At 27.1% G+C, this 4,446-nt stretch carries 4 protein-coding genes; all 4 read right to left on the bottom strand.

The genetic code is table 11. The features are described 5' to 3' along the window. Positions 1–253: 253 nt before the first annotated feature. Positions 254–1,771: a DUF2812 domain-containing protein gene (locus tag ACTHW2_RS11180; protein ID WP_442264002.1), complete on the bottom strand. Its 1,518-nt coding sequence runs from the start codon at positions 1,769–1,771 to the stop codon at positions 254–256. Between the two features lie 100 nt (positions 1,772–1,871). Then, the gene (locus ACTHW2_RS11175; RefSeq protein WP_442264001.1) at positions 1,872–2,282 is read right to left on the bottom strand and encodes a DUF4181 domain-containing protein; all 411 of its coding nucleotides are present in this window, start codon (positions 2,280–2,282) and stop codon (positions 1,872–1,874) included. Positions 2,283–2,334: 52 nt separating this feature from the next. After that, entirely contained in the window at positions 2,335–3,678 is a 1,344-nt protein-coding gene (locus ACTHW2_RS11170) for a DUF2812 domain-containing protein (protein ID WP_442264000.1), read from the bottom strand. 39 nt (positions 3,679–3,717) lie between these two features. Then, the coding region (locus tag ACTHW2_RS11165) for a hypothetical protein (RefSeq protein ID WP_442263999.1) at positions 3,718–4,446 on the bottom strand (729 nt) is incomplete at its 5' end.

The raw sequence follows: 4,446 nt of genomic DNA, 5'->3' as shown, positions 1-4,446 counted from the left end.
AAAAGTGGTAATATAACACCTAAAACTCCTAAAGCTAAAGATAGGAAAGCAAGTACAAGGCATAATCCTTTTATAATAGTAGATTTCATAAAATCCACCCTCCTTTTATTTATAATATTTTATTTTAACTGCTCTATCTTAAAGTCTAATTGATAACGATTATCTGTTGCACTTGATAAAGATTATCATGTAGCAAGATTTATGTCAAGACAAAAAAATCTCAAACTCTTACTTGGGTCTGAGATTTGAATCTTTATAGGCCTAATTTATTTTTTGAAGTTTTTATTACTTGTGGATCTGAGAAGTCTTCTCCTTTCAAATAGAAGACTTCTTTTCCCTTTCTTATAACTACCTCCGTCTTATCATAGCTTAGAAAATATACTTCTTCTAAGTTCCAAAGGTTCTCTTCGTCCCTACTTATAGTTTTTTCTTCTATTATCTTAATAATTTTTTTTACTGCCTTTTTTCTTATGTTTTTGTCTATCTCTTGAAATTCTTCTAAGGATAGCCCAAGATCTTTTAAGGTCTTTTCTCTAGGAAAATCTTCTGGAGCATCTCCATACATTTCTTCAACCATATAATAATTATCACTTTCTACTGCCATATCTAGATTATGTTCATGTTGTTTTAATTGATCTTTAGCATATCTTTTATACATCTTTACTAGATTTCTAGCTATGTCTTCATTTAAGGCATTAGAGTATTCAGTAGACACATATACTCTTTTATCCTTATCAAAATAATCATATTTATATGATTTAGGGACTATTAAGCTAGTATTTTGATATATCTTTGATTCTTCACCACCATTTTTTAAAGGTCTATCAGATGATAAAACTCTATATTCTTTTACGTCTAAGTCATTATATCTTTTTATAAATTCATCTAAATTAGATTCATATGCAATATTTATGATAAAGAAAATAAGTCCTAGAACGGCAATAAATGTTATTGATTGTAATATCCAGCTTCCTTTGGGAGGCTTAGGAAGTATCTCTTCAATAATATTTACTATTGAGTTTAATACTAAAAATGTTGATATATAAGCCATAATAGATAAATAAATATCGTTCTTTAATACAAATCCTCCGTATATTATATATATGAAAATTATCCCTAAAAGTATTCCTCTGGAAAAAAACATTGTTTTTTCTAAGTTAAAGTTAGCTTTACTATATTTTAGTTTCTTACCTTCTTTTATATTCTTTCTATTTAATTTTAAAAACTGTTTAATCCTAACAATAGTTCTGATATAGGGTAGCAAAAATAAGGGAATCAAAATGACCACTACTTGTAACACGGTATTTTTCATGAAATCTGCCGGAGCTATAAATCCGGATAATAAAAACCAAGTAAAAAGAATTAGAAAAGTAATAGAAAGGTATGTTCTTCTTAACTGTTTGTTAGCTAGTTTTTCTACTAATTCAATCTTTTCCTTGTCATCATCTTCTAAGTTTACTGATTCAGAATCTTTTTCTTTGAAACATATATGTAGATTCCTTGATTTGCTAGCATAGTTCCAGCCCATAGCTTCATATTTTGATTTAAAATCTTCAAGCTCTTCTTGTGTGTTTTTACTATCACCTTTTTTCACTTCATAAGGACTTATTAAAAAATCTAAGTCTTTTATTTCTATCCTTTTATATACAAATATACTTTCAAAAATGATTCTATGAATCAGCCATCCTTGACTAGCCATATCTTCAAAATGCTTTTCTATTCTTGGATAGTTACTTATATCTAGATAGTTAATTTCTATTTTGAAATTCATATATTAACCTCCTACAAAGTGGAATTGTTTTTACATATGTGGATCTAGGATTTTTAATTCTTGGCTAGTCAAATATTAGTGAAAGATAATAAAACTGATCTTAAATTATGCCTAAAAAGAAGTAAGATATTATCCATATAAAAGCTAAGGCAAAAATAAGTTGACTAATAGTAAATATATATGCTCTTGGATTTTCTGCATGTTTCCATTCCATAAAAGCCCTGCTTGTTTCGGTAGCTATAAAAAACATAGAAAAGAAAATAATATAAATCAAGCTTAAACTATTTTCATAAGTATCAGGATTTATATACATATATATAATTGATATTAATATAATAATTGTAAAGATAATGCGAATCCCAAAGTCAATTTTTTTATGCTTTTCATTTACATGGTTATAAGAAAATACTTTTGGTTTTTCTACTTCTAAAACACTTCTCATTATGGCACTAAAACCAGTTATTATCAAGAATAATACACCTATTATAGGAAGCAAATATATAAAACCCATGAAATCAACCCTCCAAATATAATTTTCTTACTTCTAGAAACAATCTTAGTATTTATAGATCTAATCTATTCTTTGTTGTCTTTATTATATCAGAATCTGAGAAGTCTTTTCCTTCTAAATAGAAAACTTCTTTTCCTTCTCTTATAAGTACTTCAATCTTTTTATGGTTCAAAAGTGAATAATCTAAAAAGTATACTTCTTCTAAGTTCCAAAGGTTTTCTTTATCTCTTTCAATTGAAACTTTTTTACTCCATTGATATCGTTTTGATTCAGCTTTAGCTGATTTTATATACTGATTAACCAAAGTTTCTGCTATATCTTCTGTTAAAGCATGAGCATACTCCGTTTTTATATATTCGCCTTTATTATCAAGATAAGCATATTCATAAGATTTAGGAACTAGAAAACTAGCATTTTGTAATAGTTTTTCTTCATACTCAAAGGAATCTGATGATAAAACCTTATATTCATTTATATCTAAATCATTATATTTTTTTACTGTTTTTTCTAAATCGGGTGCAAGTATACCGATTAAGGTTGCACCTACTACTATGATAGCAATAACTGCAATCACTTTAAATGCTAAACTTTTTCTAGCAGATTTAACAAAATATCTACCAACTGTTCCTATTATTGTCCCTATCAATAATGGGATAGATGCAAATAAATTTCTAGTGTTTTTTAATACAAGACCTATATAAATTATATCGATTATAATTAAAATCATAACTATAAAGGCAAATACATTCATTGTTTTTTCAAAATAAAACTTAGAATTACTATACTCTATTTTTTTACCCAACTCCATATTTTCCTTGTTTTTATTTATAAACCCATTGATTCTTATAACTTTATTTATAGATAGCATAAGAAATAAAGGAAGAAATATAACTGCTACTTGCATAAATCCATCTTTCATCAAGTCCATATAAGTTATATTAAATCCAAAACTCCTAAAATCTCTTAACATAAATACTCCAAGAAAAAACAGTACAGAAGCCACTAAATATATTATATTATTTTGTTTTCTACCTATTTTTTCTAGTGTTTTAAACTCCTCTTCTTCATCAGTTTCCAAGTCTAATGCCTCAGACCCCTTTTTCTTAAAATATATATGCAGGTCCATCGATTTACTAGCATAGTTCCAACCGACAGATTCACATGCAGTTTGAAATTCTTCTAGTTCACTCTTCCTCTTTTTCGTAAATACTGTTTCAATTTGATAAGGGACTATTGAAAAATCTAGTTCTTCAGGATTTATCTTTTTATATATAAAGATACTTTCAAAAATAATTTTATGGATCAGCCATCCTTGACCAGCCATATCTTCAAAATGCTTTTCTACTATTGGATAGTTTCTTATATCTAGATAGTTGATTTCTATTTTAAAATTCATATCTGCTCCCTCCCTGTAATAGGATTTTTAGCAATCATTCTATAATTCAAGTTTGTTTTTAACTATTTCTATAATCTCTGGATTAGTAAAATCTTTCCCTTCAAGATAAAATACTTCTTTCCCGTCTCTTATAAGAATTTCATTTTTTTGATAGTTTAAAAAATATACTTCATCTAGCTTCCATAAGTTTTCTTTATCTTTGCTTATAGATTTTTCTTTTGCTATATCTATAAGTTCTTTTTCTGCTTCTTTAATATCTTTTACTTTTAAACTATCAAATTCTTCTTCACTTATACCATTTATCTCCAGGGAGTAATCGTAGATATCTTCTTCGATTAAAGTATCTATTTCCCAAGATATTCTATCTGCAATAGATTTTCTAGCTTGTTTTTTATATCTTTTTACTAGATTTTCAGCTACACCTTCTGTAAATGTATTTGAGTACTCAGTCTTAACAGAAATATCTCCTTCAGGCCAAGACCAGTATGTATAAGAAACAGGAGTTAGGAAGCTAGCATTTCTTATTAAATCCCCTTCACTTCCTAAAACTTTATCTGAAAAATCATTTGCAGAAAGAACTTTATATCCTTCTATATCTAGGCTATTTTCTTTCATTGTAAGTGCATTAATGCTTAAAAAGCTTATATTTATAGATGCTATTGTAGAAATTATAAGAGCTAGCCCTAATAATACTTTCTTATATTTAACAGTCTTTTTAGATGGTTTTATAAACATTCTATAAAAGATACCTATTGTTATTCCTATTAA

It is taken from the genome of Tissierella sp. (assembly GCF_052089545.1).
Taxonomy (GTDB): Bacteria; Bacillota; Clostridia; order Tissierellales; family Tissierellaceae; genus Tissierella_A.
This window is presented reverse-complemented; position numbering and strand designations above follow the sequence as displayed.